The sequence below is a fragment of the Bacillus sp. F9_6S_D1_P_5 genome, assembly GCF_054823925.1.
Genome location: NZ_JBTREW010000032.1, coordinates 23,704 through 43,002 on the forward strand (window position 1 = coordinate 23,704; position 19,299 = coordinate 43,002).

Consider the following 19,299-nt stretch of genomic DNA (forward strand, 5'->3'; position numbering starts at 1 on the left):
CCTTCAAAAAATAGACAACGTTATCAAATTCTAGATATAAGACATTAGGACCACTTTCATATTTTTCAGGATTATACTTAATAGACAATCTAAGTAATACATTTGTTCCATATTTACAAAAAATAAAACCCGTGTGTTCTGATTAAATATCGAGGCAAACTGGCTGCTAAACATTCGTTTATTACCTATCAAGGATTTTAATTATTTAATTCAGCTATTTGCTATACTCATACCAGAGTTGAATTTTCCTTAGTCTAGACTATTAATTTTTTATAATAAAAAACTACATCCTATATAGAATGTAGTTTTGTTCACAGACTTATCTATTTTTTACTTCCTTTTTATAAAAATCATATAAGAGTTTAATAGATGAGCTAAATAATATAGGCATTGCCTTCTCAACTAATTCTCTATCCCAATCAAACCAACGCATTTCCATTAGCATATTCATTTCTGTATCAGTGAACCGCTTCTTTATTTCCTTAGCAGGATTTCCACCAACTATTGTATACGGCGGAACATCTTTACTTACGACAGATCCTGCTGCAACGATTGCACCTTCACCAATTGTAACACCAGGCATAATAATAGCATTCATTCCAATCCAAGCATCACTTTTAATGACTGTATCACCCTTCGGTTCATATGAATGTTCAATTTGCTCAGCGAATGGATATACTGTAATCCATTCTGAGTGATGATTATGATTACCACCCATTAAAATGACTACTCCACTGGCAATACAAACATAATTCCCAATAATGAGTTTATCAAGATGCCATCCCATCTGTTCAATTGGATTGAACAGCGCTCGGGACTTAGCATCCCCCCACAAATACCTTACACAGCCATCTTCAAAATTTTGATGACCATAATACCCTGAATAATAGGAGTAATCTCCTACCTCAATGAGTGGATTTGTTACTATATCTTTAATATACTTTGTTTCTGACCAATGATTATATAATGGATGCTTCATACCTTTATTCCTCGCTTCTAAGTATTGTAGATTCTTGTAATTCACTTAGAAGCTTACTACGACTGCTACATTTTTTAGCTTTCTCAAACGACGAATCATTATATTCAAGCCTTTCTTTTATAATAAAAAAATCATAACGTGATAAATTACATAAGTCAAATTGTAAAATTATGTACTGAAACTTAAAGTGTGAATTGAAATTTCAGCATTAAGACAATCGAGTTTTCAAATAACAAATCCCAATTACATATAATAAAGATTTCTTAGCTATACATCTAACTTCTTTCTTATATTAGCCTTAACCCCCTCGATTTAGTTTTATTATTCATTAATTTGTCAGATAAATCAATAAATGTTAATATGATTATAGAAGATATTATCATCCATTAAATTTCACAGCTTATTTTTCACAAAAAAGATTTCTGAATCCTTTATTAACTAGGAGGTTTAGAAGATGAAACTTTTAAAAAAATCAACAATTATTGGTGCATTGACTGTTGGAGGAGTTTTATTATCGAATACAATTTATACAATCACACCTGTGTCTGCACAATCGCAACTTACACAAAAAGTATCACCATTTTTAGATAATTGGCAGTGGCAAAACTATTTTTTATTACATCATAATGCAGATTTTATAGAAGAGTTAGCAGTTGGTGACTTAAAACACGGAGATACATTCGATGTTACTATATATACTGGTGGTAAAGATACTGGTATAGTAAAAATATATCAATTGAGCGGAAATGAAAATGACGAAATAAACTTGCATAGATATAAAACCATTTATGACTCAGGTTTAAAACATGATTATGGTAGATTTGTAACCCCTATTACTAAGGCTTATAATCCTGGAACATATGTAGCTGTTATGAAACTTGGAGATAATTATTATTATGGGGGCAGCTTTAAAATCTCAAAATAATTAAACCTCATCAAAAAATATTGAATACTATTTTTATTAGACAAAAACCATTTCAAAAGGTCCTCTACCTTATATAAGATAGAGGACCTTTTGATTATTTTCCCTTTTTAAAGTTTTAAAAAAACCTTACTTTCTTTATAAATTATATTTTTTATTCAACAACTGTTTTCACCTCATTAAGTTCTACAATCCAATATGCAATATTGCATATTCTATATGTTCACTTTTTAAAAATGCGATAATTTATCTATAAAAATATTCAAAATTAATATTGAAAGGAGAATATTACATGTCTTTCTATTCTTGGTCTCCACTTATTTTCTTAATAGTTGTTGCAATTAGCATTTCTATTCAAAAGACTAAGAAACAATAATTTATTAGTTGGAGGTGTAAAGATGTCATTTGCAGCATGGAGTGCAATTATTATGACTTTAATCGGAGCAATTTCTGGAGCAGCCTTTGGTACAATCTCCTCTAGAAATAAATCCAAAAATTAAATAATAACGTAAAAATGAATTTCTAATAAAACGCTATACAAAAAGTAGCCTATAAAGTTTTATAGGCTACTTTTCATTTCATTACTATTATTTAGCTAATTCCTTCGTACCCTTCATTACATCAATGAAGAACCCCCAGTTATTCACAACAGAAGAAATACTAATATGTTCATCTGGAGTGTGAACATTGAATATATCTGGACCGAATGAAATTGCATCTAATTCAGGCATCTTTTGAACAAATGCACTACATTCAATACCTGCATGCACTGCAAAGATTTCAATCTCTTTATTGTATTTTTCTTGATGCACTTTTTCAAACAAATTACGAATTTGTGAATTCGGATTGTATGGCCATTCTGGATACTCTGACTCTATTTCAAATGTTGCACCGACTAATTCGGCAATACATTTAATTTCATCTGCAACGTGTTGTTTTAAACTACTTACAGAACTTCTCACTTCGTTACGTAATTTAATTTCATCTTGCAACGTTTCAATAACACCTAAATTTGTTGAACTTTCTACTAGACCTTTAATATCCAAGCTCATACTTTGGATGCCGTTTGGAATTAAGAATAATGATGAAATAAGTTGCTTTTGTGTCTCTTTAGTAAATACTTTTTCTACTTTCTCATCCAATTTTGTAAGTGTAACGTGAACATCTGGATCAACAGCACGCATTTCTTCTTGTAATACTCTCGTCCAAGATACTAGTTTTTCTTCTACTTTCTCTACATCTTCTGTACGTAATACAATTGTAGCTACACTTTCACGCGGAATTGCATTTGTTTTTAATCCGCCGTGAACTTCACTTATATCAAATTGAATATTTGCTGATACATCACGTAATACTCGTCCTAATACTTTGTTTGCATTACCACGTTGTTTATCAATTTCCATACCAGAATGTCCGCCTTTTAAACCACCAACATATAGACGGTATGCATCTGTATTCGCTGGCGCTTCATCCCATATTACTGGAATTGTTTCAACAGCTTTCGCACCACCTGCGCTACTTACAAGTAATTTATGATCTTCTTCAGAATCAATATTTATAAAAATCTTACCATCAAAGTGATTTGCATCAACAGCGAAAGCCCCACCCATTGTTGTTTCTTCTTCAGTGGTAATAACTACTTCAAGTGCTGGATGCGTAATGTCTTTTGAATCTAATAAAGCCATCGCATACGCCACTGCAATACCATTGTCAGCGCCTAAAGTCGTTTGATTTGCATATAACATGTCCCCAATGATTCGTAATTCAATTGGATCTTTTTCAAAATCATGTACGGTTGCTTGATTTTTTTCACATACCATATCCATATGACCTTGAATGATAATAGCTGGTACATTTTCATAACCAGTAGTTGCTTCTTTTTTAATAATGACATTTAACGCTTCATCTTGAATCACTTCTAAGTTACGCTCTTTTGCAAAGCCAACTAAATAATCACTAATTTTCTTTTCATTACCCGATCCTCTAGGAATCTTTGAAATTTCTGCAAAATGATAAAATACAGGGTGCTTTGTTAATTGTTCTAAAGTAGAATACATTTTTAAGCTCCTCTCAAAATGACAAAATAATATGTAAGTCTCTTATCATTATACCATGATTCATTATTTTCACTTTCTATTTCATACTTTAATATCCGCTCGTTAAACATTTAAATTGCATATAAAAAGAGAAAGAAAATGCACTATGCATTTTCTTTCTCTTTTTTTGCTCTCATATATTTTGAAGTACCATTATTCATTAATTTCTCTAACCGATTTATATTTTCCGTTAATGCACCTTTCACAAGAGAGAAATCTGTATTTGGTTCTTCTTTTTTTTCTTTAAAAAATGAAGACTTTTTTACACTAATTTCAGCCATCTCTTCTCCCCCTTTTCAAAAAAGATACAACCTTTAATTTATATTATATAGCAAAAGCAGAAAGAGTGTACACGTATCATTTTCTTTTTAATTCTTCTTCTAACTCTTCTACTTGCTGTAATGTATCTCCTTTTATTAACGAGAAATCTGATGTACCTTTAACTCCTACCTGGAATTCTCTCTTTTTTATTTTTGTTAATTATCATAAAATTAACAATATTAATCTACTATTTAATAATAATATTTGATATTATAAAAAGTAGATTTTAATGGGATTATAATCTAATATATTTTTGGTTAAAATAATTTTTCACACAAGGAGGTTAACCATATTGAATATTATCGTGACTCCAGAATTATTAGAAGCTTCTACTAACAAGTTTAAAGGTACTCAAGAGCAAGAACAATTTACTAACCTTCGACAAGATATCTCATATCTTGAATCAATTACAGCTAGTATTTCAGCAAGAGGAAAAAGGAAGTAACATTGTAGGAACTCTTCCAAACCATATCGACAAAATATTGAAAAGTTTTTCCCTTTGTCTATTCAAGAAGGAAAACAATGTTAATAGAGAATGAACTTAATTCCTTATATGCTGAAAATTTTATAATAGATTTAAAATCAACACATTCTATTTACACTATTATGCGTCTAGATACAACCGAAAAGAATGAGGTTATTTCTGACAATGGATTCTTTGTTATTGAATCACCAAACACCCAATGGCTATTAACTCGAAATATAATAAATAATTCCTTTGATATAACCTATTTAACCAAAAATCTTTTCGAAAATGAAATAGCAAAACTAATAAAAGATTAATCCTTTAAGACGGGAGTATATTTATATTGAATAAACAACAGCATTCTAGCAAAAAAAAGGAAGGCTTTTTCGAAAATAGGATATTACCTATCATCACTATTCTTTCAGGTGTCATTCTACTAGTGTACAAAGGGTTAGAATTTATTCCAAAGTATGTATTAATTTTAATCTTATTTACCCTAATTATTGCTTCGTTATACTTATTGTTTATGAAACAAATAGTTGGTGCTGCTATTGGATTCATTTTTGCAGCCCTTGGGTATTATATGTATAAAATCATTTTTAAACAAAAAAAGAAATAACGCATAAACAAATCATAAAGAGGTACTGTAAAAGAGAATGTTTTTACGCATTCTCTTTTACAGTACCCTCTTTTATATACTTATATGGAATTGCCTCTACAAATTTTTCTAATCGATCCACATTTTGAGTCAATGCACCTTTCACAAGAGAGAAATCTGTATTTGGTTCTTCTTTTTTTTCTTTAAAAAACGAAGACTTTTGTACATTTACTTCAGCCATCTCTTCTCCCCCTTTTCAAAAAGATACAACCTTCTATTTATATTATATCGCAAATGTACGCAGCATGTACAAGTATCATTTTCTTTTTAATTCTTCTTCTAATTCTTCTACTTGCTGTAATGTATCTCCTTTTATTAACGAGAAATCTGTTGCATCTTCATTATCTTCTTTAAAAAAATCATTGTCATAATCTTTTATCACTACAATCACCTCTACGTGCTAGTGTAGGAATGATTGTCCGATTTTATACAAGTTTGTCTAAATTTACTTGTCCTTTATGTATAAGTGAAAAGGACAGAAGAAAATCCTGTCCTTATTTACTAAAATAACTATGATGTATTGTTAAATTATATACATTTTCAAAATCCCGATCTTGCAGATTATTTTTCTTCCCATCAATAACAATGAAAACATCACTCACTATTTTTGCTGGTATAATTCCGACATTTTCTACTTGCACCGCTTTCTGCTCATTCAATTGCTCAATGTGTTCAAATGGAACGATAATACTAAATTGCGAGCGGATACCGCGAAAGTTTGTATTTAATTCCTTCGCCGCTTCAAATACAACAATTTTCGCTCCAATCTTTTCCCCGTATGAATCTAAAAATGCGTTTAAACTTTTTGTATAGTCTTCTTCCGTATGCCATTCCATCGTACCGAATACTGCTGGATTCACATTTTGAATAATTGTTGTGTATATTTCTCCTCTTGCTTTAGAAGCAATTAATGACCGTTTGATCGATTGAACAGTCTTGCCAATATCGCTAAATTTTGCTCCCCATATTTCTGAAATATTAGGTGTTAAAATAAATGCAATATCAACGAAAATAACCATTGCAGTGAACATTAAAAGATTTTTCCAGAGGGTTAAATCGATTCCTTTTATCATGAAATACACGGTGACTGATACTATAAACAACCCATACCAAGTCTTTCTAATTCGTTGCTTCTTCTCCTCATACAATTCTTCATTTCTCCAGTAAAAGAAAACAAGAACTAGAAAAACGATTGCTAAAATAAATAAGCCGATTCGAATGTTAGAGATCACCAATGACATCACCCTCCATTCAAAAACTACTCACGATATCATTACATGCACAAGCAGCTCTCTTTATGACAAAAGACGTGGACAAGCTTCTAAATTTAGCAATATCGCATATACATTAGAAGGTACCACGTCTTTTATCTTGAATCTACATTGTATATGTAGACAAGCATACGTTTCAAATTTTCATGTTAAAAAGAAATATGTTTCGGAATTTCCCCTTCTGGTACTTCTCCGTCCATACTTAAGTAATAATGACGAATTGGACGTAAATTATCGTCTAATTCATACACGAGTGGTATACTCGTTGGAATATTTAATGAAACAACACCATCACTTGAAAGGTTATCTAAGTATTTAACTAGCGAACGTATTGTATTACCGTGCGATGAAATTATCACCTTTTCACCACTTTTTAATGACGGCGCAATTTCTGAATGCCAATATTCAAGTACTCTTTTCTCCGTATCCACTAAACATTCAGTCAATGGAAACTCACCTTTTTTAAGTGCTTTATATTTTGGATTATTCATTTCATATCTAGGATCATCCGCAGTAAGAGCAGGTGGTCTTACATCAATACTTCTTCTCCAAATATGAACTTGCTCCTCACCATATTTTTTCGCAGTTTCATCTTTATTCAACCCTTGCAATGCACCGTAATGTCTTTCATTTAGCTTCCAACATTTATGTACTGGGACCCAAGCAAGATCCATCTCATGAAGTACAATCCATAACGTCCGTATTGCTCGTTTTAATACCGATGTATAAGCTACATCAAAAGTATATCCGTTTTTCTTTAATATTGCTCCTGCTTCTCTCGCCTCACTTAATCCATTCTCTGATAAATCTACATCTGTCCATCCTGTAAAGCGATTTTCAAGATTCCATAAACTTTGTCCGTGACGAATAAGTACAAGTTTTATCATAATAATTCCCCTCTCGGAAATGTGAATTGTATTGTTCCATTGCGTACACGTATAAAGTATCTAGTAATGTATCTTTTTATCCATTCACTCTATGACCAATCCATAGTTGCCAAATGTATGGATAAAATTTGTTCTTTTTCAAACTATAAAACAGATGTATTTCTTATCATTTTTGATCGATTATAACTTCCCGTTTCGAGGTCCAAGCATCAAAACCTGATCGGCTATTTGCCATTTCATTCATAACCTGATGCCAATTTTCTTCACACGATTCACCAAATTTTGAAAAAATAGCACCCATTTGTTGTCTTTGTACATCGCTCAGTTTTTTCTCTAAATCGGCACCTTTTTCTGTTAATGATAACTGTTTCACACGACGGTCATGTGTAGCTTCATTACTCTCAATTAAACCCTTTTCCACAAGTTGTCGTAATGGTCCGTGAAGAGCCTGTTTACTAATTTCTAGCAGTGATAATAACTCATTTACGCTTATCCCTGGAAAACGTGCGATAAAAAATAAAATTCGATGATGTACTCGTTGTATGCCATACTCTTTTATAATTTCATCTGGCTTTTCAGTAAATGTTTTATATGCAAAGTAAAATAATGCTAATGCTTCGTTCATCTGTTCTTCTTTATGCTGTGTCATCTACTTTCCCCCTGTATGTAAATTATACCACAATCCAGTAATCAATATTTTAATGAACGCATTGGAACTTCTTTAGTCTATTGAAATATTCACTGCATAATTAGGAGATGATTCAATTGAAAACGCAATATACTGTAAGTACATATTTACTAGAATTTGGATAGATACGATATTTGTATGATTTCAACATTTTCTACACCTCATCTTTCCCTTGATTTTCAATATATTTCTTACTACACCTATCGGCGAACCACCCGTAGTAATCAAGCAAAACCTTCTTGACCAAAACATTTCTTTCCAAAGTTTCTTTCTCACATATGGAAACTCTCTCTTGATTACACAAAACTAGTAAGCCTATTCGGATCAGAAAAAAAGCAAGCATTTAAAGCAGATAATGAAATAGAGTTAACAGCAGTCTTAACAAAAATGGGTTTTAATAAGAATCAACTTACCTTTGTTGAAGTTGTAATGAGCCAAGGGGATCAGCCTGAATTGTTAGCTAAACTTGGGAAAAGATCCGGAAAGCAAAATGCTTAAAAAGAAAAGCGTAACTATAAATAGGTTACGCTTTTCTTTTTTAATTTTTATTCCGCAAGCGTTAACTGCCAAGACACACCATACTTATCATTTAACCAGCCAAACTTTTTGCTAAATGGATAGGAACCTAACGGCATTAGTACAGATCCATCCTGCGCTAGTTTATGAAAGACCGTTTCAATTTCTTCCTCCGTCTCACAAGTTACATAAAGAGACATAGATGGTGTAAATGTAAAAGCATGCTTTACATAACTATCGATACACATGAATTCTTGGCCATTTAACGTAAACGTTGCATGAATGACAGACCCCTCTTTACCAGGTCCATTTTCATCGTAACGAGAGATATTTACAATTTCTGATTGATCAAAAAGTGATGTGTAAAAATTCATCGCTTCTTCAGCTTTTCCCTCAAACATTAAAAACGTAGTAATTTTTTGATTTGTAGTACTCATATAGAGACAACCCCTTGATATGTATTTATGTAAAACATACATTGGCTAAAAAACCGAACGTATATTCCTATAAATGTATTGTCTATAAAAACGATACGTTTGTCAATTATCTACACTCTTATTTCTTCTTAAATAACGCTGTCCAAAGAAATGATTCTCCAAACATAGTATTTGGTTGGTCAATTTGCTTCATCTTTCTAATTTCGATCACTTCAAACTCGTCAAATATCTCTCTTAATTTTTCTTCTGAATATGCAAGGCCACCTCGTAGACTCCATCCTCTATATACATCCCAATCCGTTATTTCTGATCCATTTCTTTCATCTAAATCGCCTGCTGCAAAACATGTTAACCCAAAATAACCACCCGATTTCAATGAGTTTTTAATTAAATTCACATAACTTATTCTTCTATGTGGTGGAATGTGATGTAAACAACCCGAATCGTATACAAATTCAAATTCATTTTGAACCTCTAAATTAAAAATTGAATTACAAATAAAATCAATTTCTATTCCTTTTGCTAACCCTCTCTCTTTCGCCCAATTAATGCCTTCTATAGATAAATCCACTGCTGTTACATCAAACCCTTCAGTCGCTAAATAAATAGCATTTCTTCCTGGACCACATCCAAGCTCCAACACTTTCCCTTTGGAGATCCATTCTTTTTGTATATAGGAAACTAGATTCTCATCTGGAACATTTTCAAAAAACGGAACATCTTTTTCTCTATTCTCATAAAATTCATTCCAAAATGGTTCTGCTGGTCTTAATAATGAATCAAGCATTTTAATAATATCTTCTTGCGTGTGCAACGTTTCATTTTTCATTTGTATCCCTCCAAGTTTTAATAGTCAGAAAATTATTATATATCTTCAAGAACTTTTAGACAAAGAAAAAAACTCCTACATTTTATAGGAGTTTTCCCCTTAAAATCCAAGTATAGCTAACCATTTTAACAACTTCTCTTCTCACACTTTTAAATCATCGTTCTAAACATTGACCATACTTTCTTTAAACTCCATCCCTAACATCCCATCATCACCTAAAAGCTTTATGTTATCCTTTATTCTCCTAACCTCGCTTTCTTATAAAAGGTCATTTTGTTTGAATTCTCATAAAACACTTTTAAAATCTCTCAACATTGGAAATAGCTATATAATAAAAAAGATTAAATGTTAGGAGTGCTATAAATGTCTGAGATAATTAAACTCTGTATTGTAATAGCTACTGCCTTATTTTTAATGTTTTCCATAATATCAGAGTTTGAAAAACTTCAAAAAGATATGTTTTCGTTCTCGATTGACGTAATGTTTCTCCTTGCAGCTTTTTTACTAATACAAGACTATATCATCAAACATATAACATCATCACCTGAATAAAACTCAATATTCCGTCAATGATATAAATACAGTTTCTTATACCTTTCATAAACGAGGGCTTAGCGGCTAACTATTGTTAGCTACCTTTTATGTTTTACACGAATAAAATTCTAAATACTTTCCGATACTATATAAGAATTTAAAAGGTAGTTTTAAATTCTTCCCACTCTTGCTCTCTTGGTCGAGAGACGAGCAGTTAGCTTTTGCTAGCTGCTCTTTTACTTTTTATCACCTATATACATGGTGATTCATACTATACATAGAAAATCAAAATCATTCTTATATTTGAGGACTATTACTTATGACTCACAGCTTGAGTATTCTACTTTTCAATTCTGTTTTAAAAAATTTTCAACATAATTCACTCCAAGAAAGAGCATTGTTCGAAGGTGCTCTTTTATTTGCGACATTTTCAAACAACATTTTATATAGTTTACTCAGTCTTTTCTTATAAATTAAGCTCGTCACTCGAAGGATAAAAATGGGATTTTTGCAAATGTTTTCATGATAGTGCATATTTTATTTCTGAAAAAGTTGCTCTGATTTATAAAAAAGTGGAATTTTTATAATCATTATTAATTAAAATTCACATATATGTTAATGAGACTGGATATTTATTAGCGAATGGAGTGGTGCCCTAATAAAGTACTCCTTTTTTCGCATGCACAAAATAGCATTTCTATTTAATCTTTCGCCATTTAAATTCATCACGAACGATGGTAAACTATTATTAATTTTTTTCGGAAGGGTGCCAAATGGAACTATATTTTTACATTATTTCAATTTTATTACCTCTACTTGCTCTAATTTATTTAGCGTTTATAGATTATCTAATATATCTTCATCTTATTATCACAATCGTTTTGGCTATAATCATTTCCAAAAACATTCGGAACTACATTTTATTTGGTATTTTTGCAATTTTAAGCAATCCTTTTGTTCTTCTAGTTATTATAGGATTCATAACAAAGCAATTAACTTGAGTACTTTAATTCAGTTATAAAAATTCGATTCTACTTTACTAATCGAGAACACTCCTTTTATGTTTAAAAATCAAATAAAAATTTTGTTTCAACAATGCACAACCTTTAAACATATACATACAATATGATGTGAACCTTTTTTACTATATAAATCTTAGTCAATGAGCGTCTATTTCCCAAGGCGCTCTTTTTATCTATTACTAAATAACTTTTATAAATTTTTTCAACTTTTAACCGGACAAGCATATATTATTGTATGGAGGAATCCACTCATAAAAATCTACCTTTCTTGTCAAAGAGCATGTTTATATGCGTGCTCTTTTTTATTATGTTTTCTTTCATTTCTAAATAACATTTTTAACTCTGTTCATACTATTTTTTCAACTTTAGGTTACAAACTATTTCTGTAAGCGTAATGTTTCCTTTTGTACAACAGACAGTTAGTTTTATCCATAACGGTACACCTCTGCACTATTCAATATAAATTTTCATATATTATATTACGCTTGTCCAAATCGTGAGGTTATTACTCACGCGATCTAAATGAAAGAAAGGAGTGAAAATATGCGTTCATCTTGTCGTAAGCACACAAACTTTAATTGTGGAGCACAAGCCCCTAGCACACTACCAGCTCTCGGTTTTGCTTTCAATGCTACTTCACCTCAATTTGCAACACTATTTACGCCATTACTATTACCTAGTACAGGCCCAAACCCTAATATTACTGTCCCTGTAATAAATGATACAATTAGTACTGGAACTGGTATTAGAATTCAAGTAGCTGGTATTTATCAAATCAGTTATACATTAACAATCAGCCTCGATAACGTTCCAGTAGCCCCAGAGGCAGCGCGCTTTTTCTTGACATTAAACACATCAACTAATATTATTGCAGGATCTGGAACCGCAGTCCGTTCTAATATTATCGGAACCGGTGAAGTCGATGTATCCAGTGGTGTCATTCTAATTAACTTAAACCCTGGTGATTTAATTCAAATTGTACCCGTTGAAGTAATTGGTACAGTAGATATTCGTTCTGCAGCATTAACAGTTGCACAGATTCGTTAATAAAAACAATATGCTTGGCTAATTAACATTTAATGTTCCTTTTATACACCAAAATATATGTTATAGATTTGACACACATTTATATCAAACAAGCATATTTTATTGTATGGTGACTATATAGTCATACAAATCTAAAGCGTTCATAAGAGCACACTTATATGTGTGCTTTATTTTTTTATGAAAATCAAGTTTTTAACACACACCACTCTAAAACAGCATGCATATAATGTCTTGTTTCCTCTTTCAACTTATATTTTTGGACAGAGCGCTTAAGAAAAGCGCTCTTTATATTTTAATAAAGATTTTATATAAAAAAATGCACATATACTAGAAACATACATACAATACTCATGATTATTTCAGAATTAGCCATTGAGCACCTTTTACGGTGCTCCTTATTTAGTAACAACTAAGGGTTTTGTTAAAGAACTTAATAAAATTCAATATTTTACTAATACTAATCATAATATAATCTGCTTCTAAGCCAGGTTGTATCAAATAGAGCAGTTAATGTAAATAACTGCTCTATTTTAATTTTTGTTACATAAACTTGTTATTTTCATCTATCCTATACAAAACTCACCAAATACTTATACCGCTTAAATTCGTAAATATAATGTTCTTATAGCAGTTAGCTTTTGCTAGCTGCTCTTTTGTATTGAATTGATAATAATTTTTAGGTCTTATTTCTTTTCTACGTCATATAATTTTAACCTAAACATCCAGCTCAAAGTGTTACCTCCTATCTTAAAGAGCACTTATGCATGGTGCTCTTTTTTATTTTGTTGTTTTTTATTTCTGAATAATATTTGTAACCCTGTTCATATTATTTTTGTAACTTAAAGCTACAAACTATTTCTGTAGGCGCAGCGTTTCTTTTGTTTAAAATGCACATGTATTAAGAATATACATAAAATATCATGTGATATTCTTTTTCAATATTATTTTTAGCCATGGAGCGCCTTAAAAAGCGCTCTTTATATCTGTTAATAAATAACCATTTTGCTCAAACATATTCAGAGTTTATATAATCTAAGCCCATATTTAACATAGACAAGACATAGCTTTTTATTATACATTCATAATTTTTGTGCATGTTTTTTCTTTAATAAAATATCTATTGTTTTAGATTTCATAAATACAAGCACTTGTCCATTTCATTTCGTTCTCCTCCCACATTTACTATTAGTAACACGAACTTTTCAGAGGTAAAAATAAAATGAATGAGTTTTTATCTTCTACTTCAATAAACTCTAATCTAGTTGGACCTACATTACCACTTCTTCCACCATTCACACTGCCTACTGGACCTACTGGCGTTACCGGACCTACTGGATTACAATCTGTAGCTTACGGCACTTTTTGGCAAACGGAATTCATTACAGTCCCTTTCGGAGCTCCTTTTTCTTTTAATCAGGCTGAACCTTTGGTAGGGGGAGTTTCTCTGTTAAATCCTACCACAATTAATATCACACAACCGGGGGATTATCGTATTTCTTTTATTTCCTCAATTAATTTAACTGTCCCTCTTACATTTACATATCAAATAACATTTTTACTTATTTACAAGAGCGGATTTTATTATTATGTACAAGCACCCTTTTCTTTTTTTTATACAATATATAGATATCTCAAAGAAAGGAGAGTAACAAAAGGATGGCTGATTATTTTTATAAAGATGGTAAAAAGTATTATAAAAACCAATCGTATTCTCACCATCAAAAAGATAACTGTTTTATCAAAACTCATACAATATCTGGTTCAAATAGTGCTTTAGCTTTTAGTGTACCAGCTAACACTTCAAGAACACCTTTTGAAGATTTGACCAATAATCACAATAAAACATTACTTGATTTTCGCGTTCCTGGTGGTGTTCAACCAATTGAAGTAACCATTCGAACCAGAAGATCTGGACCAATTACCTTTACAATAACTGCAGGTGAACAAAGGATATTTCAAGTTGAAGATTTTCAAAACCTCACTCTCACAAATAATACCAATACCGGTAGCACCATTAGTATATTTATTCAAAAAACATTTTGTATCTGCTGTAATAATCAAAATGATTTTCATAAAAAGTATTATAAAGAACAATCATATTCTTATTTTCAAAAAGATAACTGTTTTATCGAAACTCATACCGTAGCTGGTTCAGATACCACTCCAACTGAAAATGTCCCTGTAACCATCATCGTACCCTCCGCCACTTCAAGAAGAGTTTTTGAAGATTTGACTAATAACCACAATAAAACATTATTTCAAATATCTGTTCCTGAAGATGTCTTCCCTATTGAAGTAACTATCCAAACAAGAAGTTCTCCCACACCAATTATCGCGACTCTTGCTACAAATGAAACAAGAGTATTTCAAGTTGAAGATTTTCAAAGTCTTACTCTCACAAATAATACCGAATTCCTTAATTTCATTGAAGTATTGATCAAAAAAACATTTTGTATCTGCTGCAATGATGAGAATGATTCGTGTGATAAATATTACCGTGATGACGAATGTGAGTGTTAGGTTGATTCTCCAAAAGAAACCTTATAAAGAAAAGTTTTTCTTTTATCCTTGTAGCATCTAATTATTCACATTTGTTCACTATTTTATCTCTTAATAAAATTCAAATTTAGTATTCATCAATCACTTCAATCTCATGTTAAATCTACGTAAAGATTATTATCATTCAACTTATCCACCCAAGAACCCTTATATAATGAATTCGCAAACAATCGATTTGCACGCAACTATCTTTCCGTACGACATAACTCTTTGCTAGGAGAAATCCTAGCCTTTTTTTATTCCCCCTCATATCAGTTGGTCCTTTCCGAATACCCGCTTGTTTCCATTGTTTTTTCTTTTTCCTGACATACAAGGGGCTAAGGTCATACATAATACCAGTATCTTTATCCGGTATACCTTGTATATTTAAATTCCTGACAACCTTAGGTGTTAAACCATTCTTTTTAAGTTGTGTATCAAAATATCTACCCAATTGGCGTAATTCTTCACCAGTCGAGCATTGCTTACATTCATTGATACTGAAGTGCGATTATAATACCAACAAGCTGTTTGAACTTGCAGCTTCACTCTTCTCGTAATGGGAATGCAATTTATCACAATTAGCTAACTCATTCGACTCACTGGCCGACAACCAAAATTGTTGTCTGCTTTTTGTATGAGATTTTTCATTTTACATATACTAGTTTTGAGCCTGTTACCAATGCAAGCCATTTTGGTGTTTTGAATTCCGACTAAGCTTTTTGTTGCATAGATTATTACATCTTTGACAACACTGATTTAAAGCGCGTTTTCTGGTTATTCGTAGTTCTAATCCAGAATAATTTTTCTCCTATTAAAGGACAGCAGATACGACTGCTAGTCCTTTTTTCTTATACCGCATATTCCCCCTTCTGGTAGCTTCGAACCACATTGCCCTCATCATTGTAATAAGCAATTTCCCAAAAATGATGACAGTTGTGCTTTTCAATTTCTCCCTCGAACAAAACGAACAAATGAGTTTTCCAGTTCCCGACGATCGTATTACTCGCATACCCATGTAAGCGAAATCGAGGTTGCGATAATTTTGCATTTTCTTGAAAGCCTGCTCTGCACTGTACATGCGCTTGATGTCAAAAACATCTTCATTCTCGCACTTTACAAACTTCATAAATTCCGCCATCGACATTGTTATAAATTTTGTTCTGAACTGCTGCCCATACAGAAAACTTGCTTTACTTTCCGTTTCAGCAACAATAATTTTCTCGTTCGGCCAATGTTCGAAAATGGTTGTTAATTTAAATTTGTAAATAAGAAATCTCAATTTTCACACGCCCTTATTTTTTTCATCTACCAATATGAGTTAAATCATTTATAAACTTCTCTTGTTCCATTTCGATAATTGCGGAATGTGTAATGAAAATACTCTCTCGCTTCAATACCTTTTCTTTCAACTAAAGTGTTCTGCCGAAATAGTAAACATAATAAGTTCCGTTCTCTTTTTGCTGCAGCATAACATTCCAGTACCGTTTGAATATGTTACGAATTTCTTTCACCAAATCTTCCAATTCTTTGTTAGTAAAAGATGTTTTCGTATTGTTATACGAATTGATTTTTCATAATCCGTATCATCATCAGGGGCGCTAGTACAAATTGCTTTCCCTCGATTTTTTTCGGTTAAATATTCTTCATACATAAGTTACACTTGTTCTTGAATTGGGACATGGTAGTAATACCCTTGCTCTACTGGTTTTGGACTATAAAATTTCCTTTATAAGTTTTAAAATTTATTTTAAATACGGCAAATGAAATTTCCGTTTTTTCTCGGCATTACCCTTGTTGCATACAAGCAAAAAAAGAGCCGCAACACTTTGCGACTCTTTTTGAATAATAACTATTTAACGGCCACGTCTTTGCTGACCTTGTTTTGCACTACTTTTCTTATTACTTGGTTTATTAAATGATCGATTGTTATCATTTCTTGAACTATTTCTTGAATTGTTTCTTGAATTGTTTCTTGGGCCACCTTTTGAACTACTTCTTGAACCTTCACGGCTATCTCTTTGACGATATTGATCTGATTTCTTTGGAGCCGGCTTTGGTACCGGTTTTCCATTTTCATCTACACGTTTTATCTTCGGTTGTTCGATTATTTCTCTTTGCAGTGGTGCACCAAGCGTTTTTTCAATTTCTTCTAAATGTTTTTCATCTTTCGCTGCAACGAATGTAATCGCAAGACCTGATCCACCTGCACGTCCTGTTCGGCCAATGCGGTGAATATAACTTTCTACATCTTCAGGGATATCAAAGTTAAATACGTGCGTTACACCATCTACATCAAGTCCACGAGCTGCTACATCCGTTGCAATTAAGTACTGAATTTTAGCTTCACGGAAACTCTTCATAACTCTTTCACGTTTCGCTTGAGGTATATCACCATGAAGTTCAGCACAATTATAACCTAGTCCTTTTAAATTATCATAAAGCTTACTCGCTCTAACCTTTGTACGACAGAAAATAACAGCTAAAAATGGCTGATCACGATCCATAACAAAACGAAGTGCATCTGGCTTTGCACGATCTGTCGTCTCAATGACACGCTGCTCAATTGTATTTACCGTTACTTCTTCACTTTGTACTTGAACCATTTGCGGTTCATCCATATAACGCTTCGCCAATTTTTTAATATCTTTTGGCATCGTTGCTGAGAATAACATCGTTTGTTTACTACCAGGTGTCTCATCTAAAATATCTTCAATATCATATAAGAAACCGAAATAAAGCATTTGATCCGCTTCATCTAGTACAATCGTTGAAAGATTACTTAAATCAATTGTTTCACGACGTATATGATCTAATAAGCGTCCTGGTGTCGCAACAACTATATGTGTATTTCCTTTTAATTTTCTCAATTGCTGTGCTACATCTTGCCCGCCATAAATCGCTAGTACATTAATATCTTCTCTTTGAACAAGCATTTTTTTAATTTCAGTCGTAATTTGTAGTGCTAGCTCCCTTGTTGGTGCAACAATTAAAGCCTGAACATCACTACACTCTGGATCGATTTTTTCTAAAATCGGTAACACGAATGCTAACGTTTTACCCGTACCTGTTTTCGCCTGCCCAATAATGTCTTTACCTGACATAATAACGGGAATTGCCTTCTCCTGAATTGGTGTTGCTTCTGTAATTCCATTTTCACGTAATGTATGATTAAAAGTTTCACTAATTCCTAATTCTAAAAAGTTTTTCAAATAGACCACTTCTTTTCCTTATTTTTCACATTAGCTTTCATTGTACCATTTGTTTCGCCAAATATGAAAAATAAAAAAATTCTTATCTTCTTTTTTTATGTTCATCGTGTACTAGTTGGACAAATTCTTTTTGTTTTTTCTCGGATTTTATTAATGCTTCCATATTAGTCGTAGACAAAATGAACTTTTTAATTTTTCTATTACTCCAAATTAAACTTGTATACCTTTTATCTTCGTGTAACTTTCGAAACCACTCAAATTCGCTTAATTTTGCAATATGATGTTTTAATTTCATATCATTTCTTGGATAAAATATAATTATATCCATTATTAGATCAAATAATAAGCTCATCTTCTCCCCTCCTATACATATATATTTCAATGTTACGGAAACATAGTTAAAGGGTGATGAAATTGACAACTACATTCATAAAGAGATTTTGCATATTTTTCTTACTATATTTTCAATCGCCCTCAATTATTATGGCAAAATCTCAAACAAATGTAATAAGTGAATTCAAACAAGCTTTACTCAAAAATGATAAAAAATTAATGCGGTCATATGTAACAGAAGGGATTGAACTACCTATTCCCTCCAAAAATAGACCTATTTACGAAATTAATATAATGCCGCCGTTAGACTTGCAACTGGAACAATTAATAATTCAATCATTTTCTCCCCCATATATCCTTAATAAGGATATATGGGGGAGAACGATATGTTGTTGTGCTAAAATATCAATATACCTTAAAAAGGAGCTCTCTATATCAAGAGAGCTCCTTTTCCAGGCTGTGGAGAAAGTCTTCTCCACAGCCTATTTTTGTGTCTGAACCTCTTTTTATGTGTCAACACTGATAAAAAAGAGGAAAAGGAGA

The 19,299-nt window shown here is 31.9% G+C and carries 18 protein-coding genes and 5 pseudogenes; 9 read left to right on the forward strand and 14 right to left on the reverse strand.

The features are described from left to right. Positions 1-319 precede the first annotated feature (319 nt). Positions 320-979 carry a CatB-related O-acetyltransferase gene (locus ACUXEY_RS26055; RefSeq protein WP_461301908.1) on the reverse strand — a complete coding sequence of 220 codons (660 nt, stop codon included), beginning with the start codon at positions 977-979 and terminating at the stop codon, positions 320-322. Between the two features lie 454 nt (positions 980-1,433). On the opposite strand from ACUXEY_RS26055, the gene ACUXEY_RS26060 reads away from it, so the two are divergent. Continuing rightward, positions 1,434-1,904, forward strand: coding sequence for a DUF5065 family protein (locus ACUXEY_RS26060; protein WP_166705431.1), 471 nt, complete (start codon positions 1,434-1,436; stop codon positions 1,902-1,904). A gap of 584 nt (positions 1,905-2,488) precedes the next feature. On the opposite strand, the gene pepD is transcribed toward ACUXEY_RS26060, so the two are convergent. Next, positions 2,489-3,958 (reverse strand): beta-Ala-His dipeptidase, encoded by a 1,470-nt coding sequence (gene pepD / locus ACUXEY_RS26065; protein ID WP_461301909.1) that lies wholly within the window; start codon positions 3,956-3,958, stop codon positions 2,489-2,491. A 143-nt stretch (positions 3,959-4,101) separates the two neighbouring features. Beyond that, entirely contained in the window at positions 4,102-4,278 is a 177-nt protein-coding gene (spoIISB, locus tag ACUXEY_RS26070; protein ID WP_000808045.1) for a stage II sporulation protein SB, read from the reverse strand. 332 nt (positions 4,279-4,610) lie between these two features. On the opposite strand from spoIISB (ACUXEY_RS26070), the pseudogene ACUXEY_RS26075 reads away from it, so the two are divergent. From ACUXEY_RS26075 to ACUXEY_RS26085, 3 genes and pseudogenes are all read left to right on the forward strand, one after another. After that, a pseudogene (locus ACUXEY_RS26075) lies at positions 4,611-4,847 on the forward strand (hypothetical protein). Further along, complete coding sequence (locus ACUXEY_RS26080; RefSeq protein ID WP_461301910.1) at positions 4,841-5,101, forward strand: hypothetical protein; 261 nt, start codon at positions 4,841-4,843, stop codon at positions 5,099-5,101. The pseudogene ACUXEY_RS26075 and the gene ACUXEY_RS26080 overlap by 7 nt, the downstream one beginning before the upstream one ends. Positions 5,102-5,127: 26 nt before the next feature. Further along, a complete protein-coding gene (locus tag ACUXEY_RS26085) occupies positions 5,128-5,403 on the forward strand; it encodes a hypothetical protein (RefSeq protein ID WP_461301911.1) in 276 nt (91 codons plus the stop codon). Positions 5,404-5,446: 43 nt separating this feature from the next. Here the strand turns inward: ACUXEY_RS26085 and spoIISB (ACUXEY_RS26090) are convergent, their stop codons facing one another. From spoIISB (ACUXEY_RS26090) to ACUXEY_RS26115, 6 genes and pseudogenes are all read right to left on the reverse strand, one after another. Continuing rightward, the gene (spoIISB, locus tag ACUXEY_RS26090) at positions 5,447-5,623 is read right to left on the reverse strand and encodes a stage II sporulation protein SB (RefSeq protein WP_087956508.1); all 177 of its coding nucleotides are present in this window, start codon (positions 5,621-5,623) and stop codon (positions 5,447-5,449) included. A gap of 75 nt (positions 5,624-5,698) precedes the next feature. Beyond that, positions 5,699-5,824 (reverse strand): hypothetical protein, encoded by a 126-nt coding sequence (locus ACUXEY_RS26095; protein WP_048529988.1) that lies wholly within the window; start codon positions 5,822-5,824, stop codon positions 5,699-5,701. 112 nt (positions 5,825-5,936) lie between these two features. Further along, entirely contained in the window at positions 5,937-6,674 is a 738-nt protein-coding gene (locus ACUXEY_RS26100; RefSeq protein WP_429601620.1) for a type II toxin-antitoxin system SpoIISA family toxin, read from the reverse strand. Between the two features lie 188 nt (positions 6,675-6,862). Beyond that, complete coding sequence (gpmA, locus tag ACUXEY_RS26105; RefSeq protein WP_461301912.1) at positions 6,863-7,600, reverse strand: 2,3-diphosphoglycerate-dependent phosphoglycerate mutase; 738 nt, start codon at positions 7,598-7,600, stop codon at positions 6,863-6,865. Positions 7,601-7,766: 166 nt separating this feature from the next. Beyond that, a complete protein-coding gene (locus ACUXEY_RS26110; RefSeq protein WP_461301913.1) occupies positions 7,767-8,249 on the reverse strand; it encodes a MarR family winged helix-turn-helix transcriptional regulator in 483 nt (160 codons plus the stop codon). Positions 8,250-8,442: 193 nt separating this feature from the next. Continuing rightward, a pseudogene (locus ACUXEY_RS26115) lies at positions 8,443-8,588 on the reverse strand (transposase); the annotation flags it as partial. Between ACUXEY_RS26115 and ACUXEY_RS26120 the strand changes: the two are divergent. Next, positions 8,583-8,786 (forward strand): annotated as a pseudogene (locus tag ACUXEY_RS26120) (indolepyruvate decarboxylase); the annotation flags it as partial. The pseudogenes ACUXEY_RS26115 and ACUXEY_RS26120 sit on opposite strands and share 6 nt — an antisense overlap. Positions 8,787-8,833: 47 nt before the next feature. On the opposite strand, the gene ACUXEY_RS26125 reads toward ACUXEY_RS26120, so the two are convergent. Together ACUXEY_RS26125 and ACUXEY_RS26130 are read right to left on the reverse strand one after the other, a co-directional pair. After that, entirely contained in the window at positions 8,834-9,241 is a 408-nt protein-coding gene (locus tag ACUXEY_RS26125) for a VOC family protein (RefSeq protein WP_353840740.1), read from the reverse strand. A gap of 118 nt (positions 9,242-9,359) precedes the next feature. Beyond that, positions 9,360-10,070 carry a class I SAM-dependent methyltransferase gene (locus tag ACUXEY_RS26130; protein WP_461301914.1) on the reverse strand — a complete coding sequence of 237 codons (711 nt, stop codon included), beginning with the start codon at positions 10,068-10,070 and terminating at the stop codon, positions 9,360-9,362. A 2,099-nt stretch (positions 10,071-12,169) separates the two neighbouring features. Here ACUXEY_RS26130 and exsF point away from each other — a divergent pair. The 3 genes and pseudogenes from exsF to ACUXEY_RS26145 all read left to right on the forward strand — a co-directional run bounded on the left by exsF (position 12,170) and on the right by ACUXEY_RS26145 (position 15,193). Further along, positions 12,170-12,673 carry an exosporium protein ExsF gene (exsF, locus tag ACUXEY_RS26135; RefSeq protein WP_048524848.1) on the forward strand — a complete coding sequence of 168 codons (504 nt, stop codon included), beginning with the start codon at positions 12,170-12,172 and terminating at the stop codon, positions 12,671-12,673. Between the two features lie 1,219 nt (positions 12,674-13,892). Continuing rightward, positions 13,893-14,276, forward strand: a pseudogene (locus tag ACUXEY_RS26140) (exosporium leader peptide-containing protein); the annotation flags it as partial. Positions 14,277-14,329: 53 nt separating this feature from the next. Beyond that, entirely contained in the window at positions 14,330-15,193 is an 864-nt protein-coding gene (locus ACUXEY_RS26145) for an exosporium protein D (protein WP_461301915.1), read from the forward strand. An 832-nt stretch (positions 15,194-16,025) separates the two neighbouring features. Here ACUXEY_RS26145 and ACUXEY_RS26150 read toward each other — a convergent pair. The 3 genes from ACUXEY_RS26150 to ACUXEY_RS26160 all read right to left on the reverse strand — a co-directional run bounded on the left by ACUXEY_RS26150 (position 16,026) and on the right by ACUXEY_RS26160 (position 18,775). Continuing rightward, the gene (locus tag ACUXEY_RS26150; RefSeq protein ID WP_429601337.1) at positions 16,026-16,493 is read right to left on the reverse strand and encodes a hypothetical protein; all 468 of its coding nucleotides are present in this window, start codon (positions 16,491-16,493) and stop codon (positions 16,026-16,028) included. 574 nt (positions 16,494-17,067) lie between these two features. After that, positions 17,068-18,432, reverse strand: coding sequence for a DEAD/DEAH box helicase (locus ACUXEY_RS26155; RefSeq protein ID WP_461301916.1), 1,365 nt, complete (start codon positions 18,430-18,432; stop codon positions 17,068-17,070). Between the two features lie 73 nt (positions 18,433-18,505). Beyond that, positions 18,506-18,775: a hypothetical protein gene (locus ACUXEY_RS26160; protein WP_461301917.1), complete on the reverse strand. Its 270-nt coding sequence runs from the start codon at positions 18,773-18,775 to the stop codon at positions 18,506-18,508. 62 nt (positions 18,776-18,837) lie between these two features. On the opposite strand from ACUXEY_RS26160, the pseudogene ACUXEY_RS26165 reads away from it, so the two are divergent. Continuing rightward, a pseudogene (locus tag ACUXEY_RS26165) lies at positions 18,838-19,056 on the forward strand (hypothetical protein); the annotation flags it as partial. Between the last annotated feature and the right edge of the window lie 243 nt (positions 19,057-19,299).